This is a genomic window from Rhodococcus sp. WS1 (genome assembly GCF_003797745.1).
GTDB lineage: Bacteria > Actinomycetota > Actinomycetes > Mycobacteriales > Mycobacteriaceae > Rhodococcus_F > Rhodococcus_F erythropolis.
Genome location: NZ_RKLZ01000004.1, coordinates 131,449 through 147,506, shown reverse-complemented (window position 1 = coordinate 147,506; position 16,058 = coordinate 131,449). Strand labels below are relative to the sequence as shown.

Here is a 16,058-nt window from a genome sequence, read left to right as displayed (position 1 = left end):
CCGTCCTAAGGCCCGCCGCCTGGTACCAGTCGGCGGGCCTTGCTGAGCACGAGCATGATTTACGCCGAGTTGCGCAATTCCCGTATTCACGAGACCTCATGCTGTCTACTGGGCGTGAATCGAGCTTTGTTGGCAGCTCTGACGGTATGAGGACGGATCATTAGGCGTGCAGAGCACTAAATGCGCTCATCGCGCGGGATCAGAAGCTGCCGCCCGAGAGATCTATGGGGCCTTTTCCATGGGCGTGACGGTCTGCTGAACGAATGAACCAGTAGCAACGAGGCGTTCACCCTGCGTGATTTCTGCACGGACAAACGAGGTTCGTCTACCTGCGCTCAGTACTGTCGCAGAAACTTCGAGCTCTTGCGTGACATCGCCAGCGGCAAGGAAGTCGACGTGCCCTACCTTGACACGCGATGGGCCGCTAGTTGCGGCACTTGCCCCCCTCGCGGCTAGAGCGAACAGCAAGCCTCCTTGAACGGTTCCGAATCGGTTCGCCATGAGGGGGGTGGCTTGAAAGCGTAGGGATGGCGACCGGAGGGTGGCGGTGTTGAGGATGAAGTCGCCCCAGCTTTCGCTTTCAGCCGCCATTACTGTTTCAAACATCTGGAGTTCGGGGCCGCATAGGTCTTGCTTAAGCAAGGGTGCGACGGCCTCACCGCCAGATTGCTCCCACGGGAGGCGAGGTGCCTGGGCAGAACCAACTGCAAAAGCTGCTGTGCAATGGCCAATCACCGTGTGTTCGTCACGAAGTGCACCTGCGGTCGAGAGGAACCGGTCATGCACCGCTGGTGTGTCGGTAGTTACTTCGATTCGCCCTGGTGGCGGTAGCGGACGGGCAAGTTGGATTGTCATACTTAACGTCGGCATCTGTTTGTCGGCGCCACCTTCGGCGCGGGCAGACGCACCGAGTGCGAGATCAGCGAGCACTGCGATTTCCAACAGACCCGTTGGAGAGGACCATTGGAGGGGAACATCGGGAAACCCTAACCCGCCGCGTGGCGTGCGCCCTACGCCAGCAATACAGGCGAGCGCGGGCGCACCCGTTTGCCGCGCAAGCGCGAGCGCCTGCAGAAGGTGTTGCGTCGTGGAACTACTCACAGCTTAACCTCCAGCATAAGTCGGCACTTGAAGTTTTCAGTTGTAACGATCGAATTGGTGACCTCATCAAAAGGACGCCCTTTCCTACTGTCGGATGTCTACCAACGTTGGGACGACGGCGCCCTCGGCAGCTGTCGACACGTGGGCTCATGATCAACCAGTGAACTCGACCACCACCGAAACGTCTGGCAGTTGATCCAGATTCTCAATAGCTTCGATGACCTGCCCCCGGGACTGGGGACTTATCTCTTTCACCGCATGGGAGGCGCAGTCGTCGAACTTGGTCACCAGATCCGACCAACTGAGCGGCCGTTTGGCGCCGCCTGGTGCCTGATCGTGGGGCGCCTCAGCGAATAGAGTTTCACCGTTTCTGAGGGTGATCCGCACGGCGCCGGAAGGAAGCGCGCTACCCGCCCAGTTGTATTGCGGATCGTCGACAAACTCGATTTTGTCCGCCATGGCTGTGACCTGCGGGTCGCGGCGTCGTTCTTCGGAGAAATCACCGACGCCTACGGTGCCACGGACCAGCCCGAGAGCCACTGTGTACGGGAGGCTGAACTTGGCGTCGTTGGCAGTAGGAGGCCTGCGACGTAGGGCAACCGGTTCGGTGAGTCTCTTGGCGAAATCACCCCCGAACACCTCAACTTTGTCGATTTCCTCGGTACGCCCCGGAGAGCCCATCAGCCGAAGCGCAGTATCAATGTAGCCGTGAGTGTTGGCGCAACTCGGCCAGAGCTTGTAGATGATCGTGCTGCCTTCGAAGTGCGTACCGAGGCCTTCCAGCATGGTGGCGCGATCCCATTGCCTGTCGAAGTAGACCTCAAAGAAACCCGCCTCACCTTCGAACGGCTCGGTCGTTCCCTCCACTCCTGCCTCAGCTAGGAGAGCGGAAAACAGGCCGGCTTTGGCTGCGAACCCCGCATACATTCCCCTCAAGTCACCGCCCGTGCCGTAAGCCATCTGCATGGTTCCTGCTGACTGGCAGGTCGCAATTCCGAATGCATCGACGATTTGATTCTGTTGCAGTCCAAGAAGTTTCGCGCACGCAGCGGCGGCTGCGAAAGTTCCGAGAACAGGACCGAGAAGCCAATCCTGTTTCCAGGTCAAGCTCTTCCTCAGTCGAACGAAGAGGTCCTGGCCAAGTGCAAGCGCGGTGATGAATTCCTGCCCTGATACTCCACCTTTGCGCTGGGCTGCGGCGAACAGAGCCGGGATCAGCGGACTAGTCGCGTGTTGCCCCTCAGGAAGGCTGTCATCGAAGTCGAGTCCGTGCGCCATCGCCCCGTTGACGAATGCCGCATCGACTGCCGGGACCTTTCCGCCGTACCCGATCAACGTACTCTCAGGTTTTCCACCTGAGTCGCGCACAAGGCCTACCACACCAGGCATGGCTTTCATCAACCCGCTCGCGCCCAAGATCACTCCAATAGTGTCGAGGGTGCTGTACTTGGCTGACCGGACAGCTTCCGCTGTCAGATCCGAAAAATCGGTGGTGCAGATATGCCGCGCCAGCGTCAGGCCTATTTCCTCTTTCGCGGTTTTCGCGTTGGTCATTTGGTTCCCTTTCTCAATGAATTCATTGAACATCCGGGTGAGTGGCTGCGTGTGCGTGCCACCTAGGTCGTGTCCTGCAATGCAGTCGAAGGTCCACACCAGTGACGGTTCGGGTCGAAGAAGGTCACCGAGAGCTCGGACGAGCTGCGGTCCGCCTGTGATCAGGCTTGTCGGCTAGTAGTCGTTTCAGCTGGTTGATTGCAATTGCGGTAAAGACCAAGAAACATCCGATCGCGCCGAGAGCAAGGCTCAGATTTATTGCCGGGCCGGTCGGTCGCAGATCGGGTGCGATGTGGGCGGCCAAGATTGCGCCCGACAGCGCACTTCCGAACGAACCGCCGACGGTACGCAGCACTTGATTGAAGCTCACTGCGCTGCCGATCTGTTGTGCTGCTACAACTCTGGCGATGAGCACCGGCATTGCAGCGTATGTCATTCCGACTCCTACTCCGAATGACAGCATCCATATCATGATCTTCCACAGCTGGTCGTGAGCGATCCAAAGTAGGAAGGTGGACGCCGTGACCAGGAGGATGCCCAGCAGAAGTAGGTTCGGCATACGGATCCAGACGGCTACTCGTCGCACGAGCCGGTTCGCGACCAAACTGCCCAAAGATAATGGGAGCATAACGAATCCGGCCCAAAACAAGGGCAACTGCAGGCCGTACCCGGTCGGCGTCGGAGCTTGTGCGATCAGGCTGATGATGGAGAGCGTCATATACATGGTGGCGCCCAACCCGATCGCGGTTGCATTGGCGAGCAAAACGTCGCCGTTGCGGAGTACCCGCAAGTTGACGAGTGGTTGCGCCGACCGCATCTCCACCGCAGTCCACAGTGACAGGAGGATGGCGGAACTCGCGAACAAGCTTGTCGTCCCCGGCGAGCCCCAACCCCAGTTCGACCCTTCGCTGACAGCGACAAGTAACGTTGCCAACCCACCGCCGAGTAACAGCGCGCCTGGAAAGTCGAAGTGCGAAGTCACCGCGGTTTCATCAGGTCCTGTCGGAACTATCAAGCACACCGCGGCGATGGCGGTGACCAAGAAAGACGCAGAGAAGGCAAAGGCGGATCGGAATCCGAAGAGAGAAGCCATGATTCCGGTCAGGGGGTATCCGAGCCCCAATCCGGTTGATACTACGACTGATAACCCGGATATTCCTGCGGATACTTTGCTCTCCGAGAGGTATCGCCGTGCAAGAGAGATTGTCACCGGGGCGATACCGTAGGCCAGCCCTTGTAGGGCGCGACCGACCAGAAACACCGTGAAGTTGGGTGCCGCCGCCGCAATGATTGATCCGACGAGAACGATCACCAGCGAGCTGAGGAGAAGCCGTTTTTTGTGGGGCCCATCGCTCAGGCGCCCCATTATCGGAGTCGCCACTGCTCCTACAAGCAGGTTTATGGTCAGCATCCATTGCCCGGCACTCACCGGGATGTCCATTTCCTCGGAAATTGTTGGCACCAGCAACATACCGAGGGAACTAACTATTGCACTGGTCAAGGTGGCATACATCAGCACTGGCAGTAGACGAGAACGTCGAGCGGTGAGTTTCATCCGCTCCGCGCCCATGGATTTATCACCCCGCATGGGACACGACCCGCTCACTCGTAGCGCCCGCCCAGTCCGAGCGCCAGCCCGGCAGCGTTGCGGAGCGTTCTTTCAAAAGGATGGCGACACCTTTCGGGATGAACCATGCGACGTCAATGTGGGTCACAGGCCCGGTTGACTGTTGCACAGGCCGACGCGGCCCAGCCTGCCGTGCCCACCGAAACAGCTTCTAACGATCTGGTGATGGTCGCCCATCGTTCCACCCTAAAACAATCGTCTTGAATATAGTACTCACGTCCCGAATTATGGACACTGGCAGTCAGGGGACACTTGGCATCGATCCCGCCACCTGGAGCCTTGACGGGCAGACGATGACATCGAGGCGAACGTGGCAGGAGCCACAAGCTAGCGCAATTACCAGAAGGTGCATCGTCTCTAATAGTAGACAATTGTCAACGACAAATAGACGAATTCCCTGCGCGAACCCAACCTTAAGCGTCGTGAACCTCGTGGGCGCGGCAAGCTTGAAGCAAACGACCGAAACACGAAACAATCGGGATAGATCACCCATAGTGCGGCGCGTCAACCCTCGGCCAGCGCGGTTCAAGATTCTTCACACGCTCGGATTAAGCCTTGATCGTGCACGCCGATCGACGACACCGAGTTGGTCAGCCGGATACGGTCGAAGTCAATCACCTCCGGGTGTCACATCGCCCTCCTGAAAGGACCCTGCCCGATACACCTACTTGTTCGGAGATTTTGCGCCACTCACTGCCGATTCTGCTCCCGCCTCTTCCGAAGCCGAAAAGCGCGCGCAATAGCCCAAGGAAGGCCTGATCTCGATGCGTTTTCGACAAAACGAATCACTCAAATGTGTAGTGCCGATTCGGCATTGATCAAGAATCTCGAACTCTACAACAGTTTAGAATGGTGCATCGAGGTAATCGAGCGACCGCCAGAGCGAAGCCGCCACAGCCAGTATCTTCTCTGCACGCGTCGAGCAGATAGGCGGCACTTCGCCTCACATGGCCCACAAGTGCCTCAGACACTTGCTGCTATTTCAAGTCCGAGGCCTCGACGCCCCTATGATACTTCTCCAGCTGCCAATTCCCATCGTGCACAATCTTTCTCGCCGGATGGAGATTGCATGTGGAATCAGCACCACGTCGACGGGATCGAAGTTCGACGATGACTTCGCGCGGGGAAGTTTCGAGGACTGGGCGAAACTCGGCGGCCTCGCAGTCCATCGGAAAGAGCGGAGCTGAAGTTCTCTTACCGATAACGGATATCCTTCCATCACAAACGATTCGGGGCGATGAGAATCTTTTCCCTGACGTCGGCCGGTGATGAGTTGAGCGTCGAGGGGTCGGTGTTGGCGCCGCAGACCACAACGCATACCCGTTCGCCGGCCGAAGGTTCGTAGGCACCTGAAACCAGTGCCGCGTACGCGGTAGCCGCCCCGTATTCGGCGGCGATGCGGTACTCGCTCCACAACCGAATCCGCGCGGCAGCGATGTCTGCGTCGTCGACCAATACACTCGTCACACCCATTTCGGTGGCGGTGACGAATCCGACGTCGCCGATGCGTCGAGCGCCGAGTGAATCTGCCGCGACACCCGAGACAGCAATGTCGACAGGTCGTCCTGCGGCGAGGGCGGCGTGCAACGTAGGGATGGTTCGCGGTTCTGCGGCGACCACGCGGGCTCGCCCGTCGGCCCCGGCGAGGACGCCGGCGAGGAGGCCGCCGCCGCCGACGGCGACAATCAGGGTATCGATCGTCGGCTCGTCATGCAGGATTTCCTCCGCGAGGGTACCGGCACCGGCCGCGATCTCGAGCTGGTCGTAGGCGTGGCAGAAGACGGCGCCGGTCTGTGCAGCGTATTCGGTGGCCGCTTCGAAAGCCTCGGCGTACTCGGCCCCCACCTGACGCACGTCCGCACCGTACTCACGGAGCCTGGAAACCTTGATCAGTGGTGCTGTTCGAGGCACGAATACCGTGGCCGGTACCCCGGCGCGGGCGGCAGCGTAGGCATTTGCCATCCCGGCATTTCCGCCGGACGCAGCCACGATGCCCACCATAGGGTCCAACTCCCCCCGCTCTTTGGCGGAGAGCACACGATTAAATGCCCCGCGTGCCTTGAACGAACCCGTGTGCTGCATGAACTCGCATTTGAGCCACAACGGTCCGGAGCCGCTGGCGATCCGGATGAGCGGGGTGCGGCGAATGTGCTCGCGGATTCGGACGTCGGCGGCGAAGACATCGGGATGGGTAACCACAGCATTTCCTTTCAGATCGACTGTTAATTCGAACGAAACAATTGGGTCTAGCGAACGAGTTCTTCAAAACATACACTTCGTTCGTAACATCGAACTAGTGGCGGCGGTCACATAGCCGCCGAAGGAGTGTCATGCCCAAGCAAATCGTCCCTGTCCCGGTTCTGTCGGAGGCCTTGTCACACGCGCCGCTCTCACTCGTCACCCGAGCCGGGAACTTCGTCTACGTCTCCGGAACGCCGCCGTACTCCCACGTAACGGGCGAACTCGTCATCGGGGATATCCGAACCCAAACCCGTGAGGCCCTCGCGTCCTTGGAAGCGTGCCTGACCGCGGCAGGTGCCACGAAAGCCGACGTCGTCAACGTGCGAATCTACTGCGCAAACGCCGGGTGGTACTCCCTGATCAACGAGGTGTACGCCGACTTCTTCGGTAGCGACTTCCCCACCCGAACCTTCGTTCCCGTCGCATCCTGGCCGGCACAGTTCGACCTCGAAATCGACTGCGTGGCCTATCTCGGCGACTCCGACCAGGACCACCGGTCATGACCGGCAACAGCACAGCTCCGCGCACCCTGGACACGATCGTCGACCTCCTCGCCCTCGACACAACGAGTAGTCGAACGAACGTCCCATTGACAGCCCGGATCGCGGACATCCTCGAGAAGGCAGGCGTGCCCGTGGTAATCCAACAGAGTCCCGACGGCTACAAGGAGAACCTGCTCGTCACCATTCCCGATGCGGACGGGAACACCGATGGAGGAGTGCTGCTGGCCGGGCACCTGGACACCGTCCCGGTCGAGAGACAGAACTGGACCACCCCGCCGTTTCAACCACAGGTACGGAACGGTCGCCTGTACGCGCGCGGAGCGGCAGACATGAAGGCGTTCTGCGGATCGGTGCTCGCCCACCTGCCGGCCTTCCTGACAGCACCCCTGTCGGCACCGCTGAAGGTCGCGTTCACCTATGACGAGGAAACCGGTTGCGCCGGCGCCCGGCAACTGCTCGACTTGCTCACCGCAGACGGCACACCACGAGTGGGGATCGTCGGCGAACCGACCTCCATGCGCCCGGTCGTCGGGCACAAGGGATGCCGCCGATATCGAGTGGACTTCCGCGGCCGCGCGGTGCACTCGTCGCTGGCACCGACCGGAGTCAATGCCGTCTCTTACGCCGGACGCCTGGTGACCTTCCTCGCAGACCTGTCCGACCGCCTGCCCGTCGAGGGTCCGCTGTCCGATCATTTCGCCGTCCCCCACACGACGGTGAGCGTCGGACCGATCCACGGCGGAACTGAACCGAACATCGTCCCGAACGACTGCACAGTCCACCTCGAGATCCGCCCCGTTCCCGGCCACGACGCCGACGCCCTCGAACGCGAGATCCGATACCAACTCACCGCATTCGAGCGAGCAATGCACCGGATCGATCCACACACCGGAATCACCATCGAACGGGTCGTCGACGTGCCCGCGCTGGCACCGGCCCCAGCCCGGTCCGCACTAGCCTTCCTCAGCGGCCTGACCGACGACGCACCAGACGGCGGCTGGGTGTCCTACGGCACCGAGGCCGGCATCTACCGGAGCGCCGGCATCGACACGGTGGTCTGCGGCCCCGGATCGATCGAGCAAGCACACATTTCTGACGAGTACATCGAACTCGACCAGATCCGCCGATGCGACGAGTTCCTCGACCGCCTGCGAAATCGCATGCAATCCCGCACGCCCCACCCCGCTCTCCTCTGTCACTGAAGGGTTCCCGACTATGTCGCTCCAATCGCACACCTCCTCCGCGCACACCGACGTGCCCCAAACACCCCCCTCGGCTCAGGCAGTCCGCGATGCACGCAAAGCCGTCGTCGCCGCCTCAGTCGGCAACGGTCTGGAATGGTTCGACCTCACTGTCTACGGAACATTCGCGGTCACCATTTCGGCGCTGTTCTTCCCGACCGACAACCCCACCGCCTCACTGATGCTGGCGTTCCTGTCTTTCGGGATCTCGTTCATCATGCGCCCCATCGGGGCCGTCGTCATCGGTCGCTACTCCGACCGCAAGGGCCGCAAGGCGGGCTTGATGTTGTCGATCGTGCTGATGTTCGCCGGCACCCTGATCATCGTGATGGCACCCACGGCAGCTACGATCGGCGTCGCCGCCAGTGTCATTATCGTGTTGGCTCGACTTCTGCAGGGATTCTCAGCCGGAGGAGAATTCGCCAGCGCCACCACCTTCCTTGTGGAATACGCGCCCAACCGTAAGTCGTTCTACGGTAGTTGGCAGGTGGCGACTCAGGGCGCGGCGATTCTGCTCGCCGGTCTGTTCGGCTTCGTCTTGAACAACTACCTCTCCGAGCACTCGCTGGAGAGTTGGGGATGGCGGATTCCGTTCATCTTCGCCCTACTCATAGGCCCGGTCGGGATGTACATCCGCAACACCATGGAAGAAACCCCGGAGTTCCGCAGCACCACCCCTTCCAAGGCCCCGGTCATCGACACTTTCACCACCAACCGGGGCCGGATGCTGACAATCGTCGGAATCGTCGCCCTGTGCACTGTGTCGGCATACATGGCGTTGTACATGCCTACCTACGCGATCCGCTCACTCGGCATGGCCCCTGCGGGTGCCTTTGTCTCGACGCTGACCTTCGGGGCGGTTCTGTTCGTCGCCGCACCACTGTTCGGCATCGTTGCCGACCGGATCGGTGCCACCCGGGTCATGCTCCCGGCCGCCGTCGCGAGCGCCGTCGTCGCCATACCCCTGTTCGCGTTCATTGCAGCCGTTCCACATCTGGCGGTGATGGTGGGCATCGAGATCGTCTTCGGTGTGCTTGCCGCCGCCTACTTCGGGCCGGTGCCCGCCCTGATGTCGGCAGTCTTCCCCGCCGCATCTCGAACCACGGGTCTGTCGATCGCCTACAACATCGGTGTCACAGTGTTCGGTGGTTTTGCTCCCTTCATTCTCACCTGGCTGATCGACGTCACCGGCACCGTACTGGCCCCGAGTTTCTATCTGCTCGCCATTGCTATCGTGTCGGTGTGCAGCACCGTAGTAATCCGACGCCGATACGCTCAACGCTGATCGCAGGGCGAGCAGAGGCGCGGCGATGATCTACGACGTGCAGGAAGGCGCCTTCGGGAGGGTCAACCAATGGACCCGGTGAACGAACGTGTGGGCGCCGCAATCGGTCCCGAGCTCAAACGGCGACGCGAGCAACGTGGCCTCTCCGCGGCCGAACTCGCACGACGAGCAGGCATTGGAAAGGCCTCTCTGTCGAGCATCGAAGCCGGCCGGGGCAACCCGACTATCGACACACTCGCCGCGCTCGCCGCGGCTCTGCACCTGCCCCTCACCGATCTGTTCGACGACCCCGTCGCCTCAGGTACGGTCCATAGGCTCAGCACAGCACAGCCCGACGGAGAAATCAGCCGTGAACTGCTACGCCGGGTCAGCGTCGGGCACAGCACGGAAATCTGGCGACTTCGGATGCCCGCCCACACACGCATGGACGGCATCCCACACGCGTCCGGGACCACCGAGCATCTGCTGGTCGCCAGCGGCCAAGTCCTCGCCGGGCTCCTCTCCGAACCCGTCACCATCAAAACCGGTGACTTCCTCAGCTTTCCCGGCGATCTCCCACACCGCTACGAAACCTTCGACAGCGAAGCAGACGTCACCGTCTTTCTTGTTTCACCCTCGCTGACCTGACCGAACCAGGCCCCGGACCACCTCGAACGACCGGGCACCTGACGGACACATTCGCAAAATTTCGGTAGCTACCGACCATTCGCGTCGACGCGCGCAACGGGAAGCCGTTCACACCCTCCGACCCGTGCACCATCCCGTGTCGGCGAACCGAGCCTAGTCGGATCCCAACCCACTTCAACCGTTCGTGCCGAGCGCCGGTCGCGAGACGGATCGACTCCGGCCACCCAAATATCCACAGAAAGAGCAGTCCGATGACGAGACCGACCCCCCCAGATCCCAGCGCACCAAGAACAATCGCCTCCGAACACTTGCACGGACGGTTCGCACACGAGGAGCAGGGGTACCAGAAGGCCCTTCGGCCCCGACAGTTGCGGATGATCGCAATTGGCGGCGCCATCGGTACGGGCCTGTTCCTCGGGGCCGGAGGACGGCTGGCGACGACCGGCCCGTCATTGATTTTCATCTACCTGCTGTGCGGGGTCTTCGTGTTCCTCGTCCTCCGCGCCCTCGGCGAGCTCATCATGCACAGGCCGACTTCAGGATCGTTCACCTCGTACGCGCGTGAATTCTACGGCGAGAAAATGGCTTTCATTGCAGGCTGGATGTACTGGGGTACATTCACCCTCGCATGCATCATGGATTCTACCGCCATAGCCGTGTACCTGAAATTCTGGGCACCGCACTGGAGCCTGCTCGCGGACACACCCCAATGGATACTGGCGCTCGGCGCCCTCTCGCTTGCCTACCTCGTCAACATCCTCAGCGTCAAAGTCTTCGGCGAACTCGAATTTTGGTTCTCAATCGTCAAGGTTGCCGCGCTGGTGATCTTCATGATCATCGGCATCGCCTTCCTCGTCCTTGGTGGAGAAACAGACATGGGAGCAACGGGTTTCAGCGTAATCAGCAGCAACGGCGGATTCTTCCCAGGTGAGCTCCTGGCACCCATGCTCGCCCTCGCCGGCGTCGCGACATCCTATGGGGGCAGCGAAATGATAGGCCTCGCCGCCGGTGAAACGACCAACCCGCGCACGGTCGTACCCCGCGCAGTCAACTCAGTCCTGCTCCGCATCGCCTTGTTCTACGTCGGGTCAGTGGCCGTCCTCACGCTACTGCTGCCTTACTCGGCGTATTCAGGCGATGAATCCCCGTTCGTCACATTCTTTTCCCACATTGGCAACCCAAACGCCGCCGCCACCGCATCCTCGATCATGAACGTGGTCGTTCTCACCGCCGCTTTCTCTGCGATGAATGCTGCTATGTACTCCAACGGTCGCACTCTCCGCTCGATGGCACTCAATGGGTCCGCCCCCAGCTTCACAACCGCGATGACCAAACAAGGCGTCCCCGCCGCCGGTATCACGTTCACCGCCCTCATCAGTCTTCTCGGCGTTTTGGTCAACGTGTTCTTCCCCAGCAAAGCATTCGAAATCGTCTTCGAGACAGCGGCTATCGGAGTGATGGGCTCATGGTCGGTCATCGTGCTATGCCAGATCAAGCTGCATCGACTTGCCCGATCCGGGAAGATCACCCGCCCGACTTTTCGCTTGATAGGAGCCCCGTTCACCGCATACCTGACACTCGGTTTCCTCGTGCTTGTATTTCTCTCCCTGGCCCTATCGGAAACCGGGCGGTGGGTCCAGACCATTTTCGTCTGCGGCGTCGTTCCGACGATGATCATCGGCTGGTTTCTCTCGCGAAAGAAGATCGCCGCCATGGCACAGGCTCGGCAGCCTCATTAAAGGCGGCTTCGCGATTTATCGCAGCGGATAATTGAGCTCAAGTCATCGTCGCGCTGGTAACCGGCAAGACTCCTCACCCGAGATATCGCGCCACTACACCGCAAAGAATCCGCCTCCATCAGCCCAAGTTTCGCCAACTGTTACCACCACGAAAGCAAGCACCATGCCAATCACACCACCGACCGCGCAACCGCCCCGGCAACAGGCCGGCCAGGACTGCATCTACCTCAAGGATACCTATCTCGATCACCTCGACACCTTCATAATTGCGCGGGGATCACAACTTGGCCGCCCATGGATTGCCGTGGAACAGTGCATCTTCCACCCGCAAGGCGGAGGACAACCGGCAGACAAGGGCTGGCTCGACCAGTATGAAATCGTCCCGTTCCTCGACCGGGACACCGGACTTGTCCTCGCCTCGTTCTTCGGCGACGGCTCCGCAGCCGAAAACTACCGGATAGGCCAACGCGTGCGCACAAATATCGACCTCGCGCAGCGAATGAGCAACGCGGCCCATCACACCGCCGGCCACGTTATCGAGGCCGCTGGCCGAACGCAGGGATGGACCCTGGCTGCAAACATCCACTTCCCGGGTCAGTCCCGAATCGAATTCACGTCTTCAGACGCACGACTTGCCGACGACGCCGGACGGATCCACGCGACCGAGGCACTACGCGAGGTCGTCCAGACCACGATAGGCAGCGACCTTCGAGTAGATGCCGACGTCGACGAGTCGGGCCTGCGGACTGTTCGTATCGGAGAACTCCATGCCGCGCTGTGTGGAGGAACCCACCTACGCCGACTCGGTGAACTTGGGAACCTCACGATTCCCACCATCAAAATCAAACGTGGCCGGATCCGCGTCTCCTACGCAGCAGAACCTACTCACTGAACCAGGCCGGATGTCTTGCCGCCCCCCCTGCTGGCGGCATCTCCGGCTGGAGTATCGATACTTAAAAGTAATAGTAATAGATAGCCTCGAACTCGTGGGGAGTGACATAGTCCAAGGTGCTGTGCAGGCGACGGGTATTGAACCAGTCCACCCACTCCATCGGCCAAGAATTCGATGTCGCGATCGTCTTGATCGGTCCTTGCAGAAACGGACTCCTCTTGGAGACTTCAACTGTCTTGCACAGTCCGATCGTCGACTCCGCAAGGGCGATATCGCGCCGACACTTCCGATTGAAGCTGCAATCCACTACTGCACAAGCGTTTCCGCGAAAGCGATATACGTACGTCGACTGCCGACCTCGCTGTGATGGATCAGCCAAACGCTAGTCGTGCGATTACCCGTGATCGCGTCGCCACAACGCCATCTTCAACGTAGTGACCATTGCCGTGTCCTTCACTTTCAAGGCACGCCACCCTACGATTACCCAGCGAACAAGCTCCATCCGTCAAGGTGTTTGCCAGGGTCCATCAGGACGTGATCTGGGAAAGACAACAGATCGGCAGCAAAGCACGTTCCTTTCTCCACCAATGCTTTCCGGCATTTATCGAAACATTCGCCGACCTGATCACCATGGGTGCGCGCGAGGCACTCCGACTGGCATCCACCCTGGCCACCGCTCGCGACGTGGTGGCCTTTGCGGCGCAGGTGAGCGGTGATTTCTCGGCGGCTGTACAAGTCGTTGGGAAGCCGCCGACGATTGTCATTATCGGTGCGAAGGATGTTGGCCAGTATCATCGCGTCTGCGGCGTCGCTTTTCGTTCGACTCGGCGAATAGCGGTCCCGATATCTCGAGACGGACAACGGGTTGATCGCGAACACTATCGGCGCCGGCGGCGCGAAGCGACGAGTAGGCCTAGTACCGTTTCGATAGCGACGGGCAGCTCGTCGAGTCCGTCCTTTCGTAGTTCGAGGATCACTACCAAGTCGGTCGACGCCTGCGACGTCATTCCCTTCTGCCCAATCGATTCCCCACCACAGCTGAGCCATCTCGTCAGTGCTGGCCTCGCCCGGGAATGCGGCCAGCAAGCCGCACCACGTTGGTCGAACAGGGAAGGTCGACCAACGCATTTATGAGCAGGCCTCGGGCCGCCATCGCATCTACCGTGATCTCCTGCCAGCGGATCGGGTGTCACGCACTGCCGTCAGGACTGAACGTCCCGCTCGGCGAAGTGATCACCTGTCGCGGCTCGACACTTGACTCCGCTTTCGACAAGGACAGGATGGGGTTACCCGCGCCGATGTGAGCTACGATCTGCCAAGAATGAGTTCGAACTCGGATCGAGTCGAGAAGTCCGGTGCTGGCATGGTTACCGATCTCATTAGATCGACTCGACCCTGAAATCTTGTGCACTCATGTCGTCGATGAGCTGGACTATTCCTCAAGCATCTGGCGCCGGGGGTACCCTCACGGCGGTGAGAGTCGAGTTCCCTCGCGAAGAAATTCGATGCCGACTTCAGAATTTTGTTCGCTTTTTTGAGATCCTTGATGCGTTGTTGTTCCGCAGAAGTAGCGTTGACGGTTTGGCCGGCATCGATGCGCCCCGGGCTGGCCCGGTTTCGCAACTATTCGGCACCGATACCGAGTTTCAGGTCGATCACCAGACATGCGGAGTAGACGGATCGACATTCGCCGAGGTGGTCCAGAACCATCCTGACGGCTCGCTAACGCTGCTCTGGCGGGCAACGATTGGGCATGATCTGCATCCTTCGCAAGAGGAAGCGGCATCAAACCCATCACGGTTCAGCGACATCATCTATTCGATCAAAATGCATCAGTTGTTGAGCACTGCAACCTGATCCGCCGGATCCAGCAGGACTCCGTTGAGTGCGGCCTCGGGCAACGACAAATCGAGTTGCTTGATGGCTTCGTCAGCGCTCGCAATCCCCATCGGATAGACAATGAGGTCGGAGGAAGGTTCGAAGCCGTCCTTGATTTGGATCCCTACAGCCACGGCAGCGGCATTGATCCATGCCTGCCCCGACATGAGAAAGACATCGGCGTCAAAGCCGCCTAAACGAGCTCGCTCGACCGCCTGGAGTGTGCCAAGGGTCGTGCTCCCGCTCAACGCTATAGTTGGGACGCCCTTATCTCCCGCGGCGGTGTAGGCATTAATGAAGTCGGTCGCGGACTCGTCGTAAGCGATCAAACCCGGCGCCTTACCCGAAGCACGCAGCGCGGAGGCGGCTTGCACTGTCCCCTGCGGTGACCAGTCAGTAGTCCCTTCATAGACCTGTCTGAACCCTGCTGCGTCGAGTGCATCTTTCGCGCAGGGCTGCCAGGTCGGGGCATATGCGTTACCAGGTATGCCGGTGAACATCGCATACGTCAAGTCTGAGCCTTTCTTCTGAAGGTGCTCCTTGAGTCGTGGTGCGGCACTCTCCCACATTCCACACAGGCCGAGCTTGATCCTCCCGCTGAGCTGTTCGGCTACTGCAGCGGCAGGCAGATTAATGCCGTTCACGACCGCGATACCAGCTGCAACTGCCTGCTTTACCACCGGGCCGACCTGGTTACCGACCGTGTTGAGCCAAGGAACGATGATATCAACGCCCTGCGCGATCGCAATTCGCCAATTCATAAGGTGCCGCTGCAGGTCTGGGCCGCTGTCCATGTAAATTATCCTCGAAATCTTGCCACTCTTGATCGCGAAGGACGTCATCTCCGCGCGGGCCTGCGACCAGTAGCTATGGTCGAGGTCTGACATGAGGGCGAGCGTGTAGGCACCCTGTCCGGTCTCGCACTCTGTCTTGGTCATGCAGTCCTCGAAGACTTCGTGCTGTTCTGCGGTCAATGGAACAGAACCTCCCATGAGAACACGCTGCAACTCGGGAGCCAAGGCGTTCACGTCGAGTTCAGTGTTCAGCACTTTGGCAGCCATCGCCTTTAGAACAAACGGATCGGAGTCAGGAATGGTACTTAGCGAAGTGAGGTTCGGGGCAACCGATCCGCCTGTAGCGCCCCCACAGGCCGTTATCGCGAGGGATAACGCTGCGACCGACACTAGGGCAATCATTTTTCGCCGCGCGCGTGCTGTTACAGAAAACATGGGCAGTTCTCCTTTGATTTTTTTGTTTGATAGACAGCGGACAATGACGAGAGGGATTTCTGCCTTACCTGAGGACCAGCTGGCGAAACCAATGCAATAATCAAAAGACAAGCAATTTAACAACTACTAAAAAGATTCTTC

The 16,058-nt window shown here is 59.9% G+C and carries 13 protein-coding genes; 7 read left to right on the top strand and 6 right to left on the bottom strand.

Annotation, left to right across the window (positions count from 1 at the left end; all coding sequences use genetic code 11):
* Positions 1–222: 222 nt before the first annotated feature.
* The 4 genes from EEB12_RS31175 to EEB12_RS28870 form a co-directional block, all read right to left on the bottom strand.
* Positions 223–501, bottom strand: coding sequence for a PaaI family thioesterase (locus tag EEB12_RS31175; RefSeq protein ID WP_369021483.1), 279 nt, complete (start codon positions 499–501; stop codon positions 223–225).
* A gap of 753 nt (positions 502–1,254) precedes the next feature.
* Positions 1,255–2,688 (bottom strand): MmgE/PrpD family protein, encoded by a 1,434-nt coding sequence (locus EEB12_RS28880; RefSeq protein WP_141489040.1) that lies wholly within the window; start codon positions 2,686–2,688, stop codon positions 1,255–1,257.
* 91 nt (positions 2,689–2,779) lie between these two features.
* Complete coding sequence (locus tag EEB12_RS28875) at positions 2,780–4,210, bottom strand: MFS transporter (protein ID WP_141489039.1); 1,431 nt, start codon at positions 4,208–4,210, stop codon at positions 2,780–2,782.
* 1,290 nt (positions 4,211–5,500) lie between these two features.
* Positions 5,501–6,481: a threonine/serine dehydratase gene (locus EEB12_RS28870; RefSeq protein ID WP_141489038.1), complete on the bottom strand. Its 981-nt coding sequence runs from the start codon at positions 6,479–6,481 to the stop codon at positions 5,501–5,503.
* Between the two features lie 131 nt (positions 6,482–6,612).
* Here EEB12_RS28870 and EEB12_RS28865 point away from each other — a divergent pair, with 131 nt between their 5' ends.
* The 6 genes from EEB12_RS28865 (at position 6,613) to EEB12_RS28840 (ending at position 12,810) form a co-directional block, all read left to right on the top strand.
* On the top strand, positions 6,613–7,026 hold the full coding sequence (locus EEB12_RS28865; protein WP_141489037.1) for a RidA family protein: 414 nt from the start codon (positions 6,613–6,615) through the stop codon (positions 7,024–7,026).
* The gene (argE, locus tag EEB12_RS28860; protein WP_141489036.1) at positions 7,023–8,228 is read left to right on the top strand and encodes an acetylornithine deacetylase; all 1,206 of its coding nucleotides are present in this window, start codon (positions 7,023–7,025) and stop codon (positions 8,226–8,228) included. The genes EEB12_RS28865 and argE overlap by 4 nt, the downstream gene beginning before the upstream one ends.
* A gap of 13 nt (positions 8,229–8,241) precedes the next feature.
* Positions 8,242–9,552: an MFS transporter gene (locus EEB12_RS28855; RefSeq protein WP_141489035.1), complete on the top strand. Its 1,311-nt coding sequence runs from the start codon at positions 8,242–8,244 to the stop codon at positions 9,550–9,552.
* A 69-nt stretch (positions 9,553–9,621) separates the two neighbouring features.
* Positions 9,622–10,179, top strand: coding sequence for a helix-turn-helix domain-containing protein (locus EEB12_RS28850; protein ID WP_141489034.1), 558 nt, complete (start codon positions 9,622–9,624; stop codon positions 10,177–10,179).
* Positions 10,180–10,553: 374 nt separating this feature from the next.
* Positions 10,554–11,918 carry an amino acid permease gene (locus EEB12_RS28845; protein WP_258537447.1) on the top strand — a complete coding sequence of 455 codons (1,365 nt, stop codon included), beginning with the start codon at positions 10,554–10,556 and terminating at the stop codon, positions 11,916–11,918.
* A gap of 163 nt (positions 11,919–12,081) precedes the next feature.
* Positions 12,082–12,810: a metal-dependent hydrolase gene (locus tag EEB12_RS28840; RefSeq protein WP_141489032.1), complete on the top strand. Its 729-nt coding sequence runs from the start codon at positions 12,082–12,084 to the stop codon at positions 12,808–12,810.
* A 480-nt stretch (positions 12,811–13,290) separates the two neighbouring features.
* Here the strand turns inward: EEB12_RS28840 and EEB12_RS31170 are convergent, their stop codons facing one another.
* On the bottom strand, positions 13,291–13,857 hold the full coding sequence (locus EEB12_RS31170) for a transposase (RefSeq protein WP_410055720.1): 567 nt from the start codon (positions 13,855–13,857) through the stop codon (positions 13,291–13,293).
* Positions 13,858–14,283: 426 nt separating this feature from the next.
* On the opposite strand from EEB12_RS31170, the gene EEB12_RS28825 reads away from it, so the two are divergent.
* The gene (locus EEB12_RS28825) at positions 14,284–14,667 is read left to right on the top strand and encodes a hypothetical protein (protein WP_141489029.1); all 384 of its coding nucleotides are present in this window, start codon (positions 14,284–14,286) and stop codon (positions 14,665–14,667) included.
* Here EEB12_RS28825 and EEB12_RS28820 read toward each other — a convergent pair.
* On the bottom strand, positions 14,643–15,917 hold the full coding sequence (locus EEB12_RS28820; protein ID WP_141489028.1) for a sugar ABC transporter substrate-binding protein: 1,275 nt from the start codon (positions 15,915–15,917) through the stop codon (positions 14,643–14,645). The genes EEB12_RS28825 and EEB12_RS28820 overlap by 25 nt on opposite strands.
* Between the last annotated feature and the right edge of the window lie 141 nt (positions 15,918–16,058).

Excerpts from the sequence above, each read along its gene's own strand:
- EEB12_RS31175 (WP_369021483.1), bottom strand. The coding sequence starts at position 501 with ATGGCGAACCGATTCGGAACCGTTCAAGGAGGCTTGCTGTTCGCTCTA.
- EEB12_RS28880 (WP_141489040.1), bottom strand. The coding sequence starts at position 2,688 with ATGTTCAATGAATTCATTGAGAAAGGGAACCAAATGACCAACGCGAAA.
- EEB12_RS28875 (WP_141489039.1), bottom strand. The coding sequence starts at position 4,210 with ATGAAACTCACCGCTCGACGTTCTCGTCTACTGCCAGTGCTGATGTAT.
- EEB12_RS28865 (WP_141489037.1), top strand. The coding sequence starts at position 6,613 with ATGCCCAAGCAAATCGTCCCTGTCCCGGTTCTGTCGGAGGCCTTGTCA.
- argE (WP_141489036.1), top strand. The coding sequence starts at position 7,023 with ATGACCGGCAACAGCACAGCTCCGCGCACCCTGGACACGATCGTCGAC.
- EEB12_RS28855 (WP_141489035.1), top strand. The coding sequence starts at position 8,242 with ATGTCGCTCCAATCGCACACCTCCTCCGCGCACACCGACGTGCCCCAA.
- EEB12_RS28850 (WP_141489034.1), top strand. The coding sequence starts at position 9,622 with ATGGACCCGGTGAACGAACGTGTGGGCGCCGCAATCGGTCCCGAGCTC.
- EEB12_RS28845 (WP_258537447.1), top strand. The coding sequence starts at position 10,554 with ATGATCGCAATTGGCGGCGCCATCGGTACGGGCCTGTTCCTCGGGGCC.
- EEB12_RS28840 (WP_141489032.1), top strand. The coding sequence starts at position 12,082 with ATGCCAATCACACCACCGACCGCGCAACCGCCCCGGCAACAGGCCGGC.
- EEB12_RS31170 (WP_410055720.1), bottom strand. The coding sequence starts at position 13,857 with ATGGCTCAGCTGTGGTGGGGAATCGATTGGGCAGAAGGGAATGACGTC.
- EEB12_RS28820 (WP_141489028.1), bottom strand. The coding sequence starts at position 15,917 with ATGTTTTCTGTAACAGCACGCGCGCGGCGAAAAATGATTGCCCTAGTG.